Annotated in this window: 2 protein-coding genes and 1 pseudogene; all 3 read right to left on the bottom strand. The window is 38.3% G+C overall.

Translation table 11 applies throughout. The annotated features are described in order from the left end of the window. A pseudogene (locus SPADD19_RS12310) lies at nt 1-293 on the bottom strand (ribonuclease R); the annotation flags it as partial. Between the two features lie 97 nt (nt 294-390). Beyond that, complete coding sequence (gene secG / locus SPADD19_RS01630) at nt 391-624, bottom strand: preprotein translocase subunit SecG (RefSeq protein WP_003008189.1); 234 nt, start codon at nt 622-624, stop codon at nt 391-393. Between the two features lie 41 nt (nt 625-665). Then, complete coding sequence (gene rpmG, locus SPADD19_RS11365; protein ID WP_003005699.1) at nt 666-815, bottom strand: 50S ribosomal protein L33; 150 nt, start codon at nt 813-815, stop codon at nt 666-668. Nucleotides 816-968 lie beyond the last annotated feature (153 nt).

Below are 968 nucleotides of genomic sequence, written 5' to 3'. Positions count from 1 at the left end.
ACATCATTTCGGCCAACAAAGAGATCCTCTTCTTCGCCTTCTAAACTGACAAAGCCAAATCCATTTTTATGGGCATGAAAGATCCCCTTAAGGGTAATAGCTGGGGCCTTCTTTTGAGCCAAACGAAGAGAGCCATCATCTTCGAATTTCAACTCATGGCGACGTTCCATCAGCGAGATGGTTTTGACCAAGTCACGGAAATCCTTAGACCCTTCTTTTCCTAGAGCTGCTGCCAGATCATTGATCTGGGCTTTGTCATGCTCTTGTAAATATTCTTTAATACTTGTTTTCATTGATTTATTTGCTGGTTATCCAGCCTCCTTTTTTTCTATCTACTTGTGTCTTTGTTTTGCAAAATAAAAATAGGCAAAGACATTGTCTGAGCCTATCTTATCTACTAGAAAGTACCATTAAGATCATCGCGATCAATAACCAAAAGAAGATCATAATAGCTGTTAAACGCTGCATCACGGCTTCAAACCCGCGCGCTTTTGAACGTTCAAACAAGTCATTTGAGCTTGCGTCAAAGACGTTGCTCGATTGGTTTTTTGTTGGTTGCATAAAAATTGCGATAATAATCAATACTGATAATACTAGTAAAATAGTTGTTAATGCTCCGCTCATATTCAAAACTCCTTAAAATCTTCACTATTATACCATGAAAATCATTTTGATTCAATATGTAAGGTTACTTTTCTTTCCTTGGGACAATACTTCAAGACCTCGATCTTTTCGGGATGGGTTTTGGTATTTTTACTGGTCAAATAATTCTGACTCCCACAGCTGGTGCAGGTCAATTGAACTTTAATTCGCACGTACGTCTCTCACTTTCAAATACTTTCTAAATAAGAATAAGAGGAACATCAAATCGGTAAAAGCCAAAAGGGCTGTACCGTAAAATACCCAATGATAGCCAAAATGCATGAAAATACTCGACCCCATCATTGGCCCTAATACGCCACCTAAGT

It is taken from the genome of Streptococcus parasanguinis (genome assembly GCF_001578955.1).
GTDB classification, from domain to species: Bacteria; Bacillota; Bacilli; order Lactobacillales; family Streptococcaceae; genus Streptococcus; species Streptococcus parasanguinis_U.
This window is presented reverse-complemented; position numbering and strand designations above follow the sequence as displayed.

Bases quoted from the DNA above. Each gene is read 5' to 3' on its own strand.
- secG (WP_003008189.1), bottom strand. From the start codon at position 624: ATGAGCGGAGCATTAACAACTATTTTACTAGTATTATCAGTATTGATT.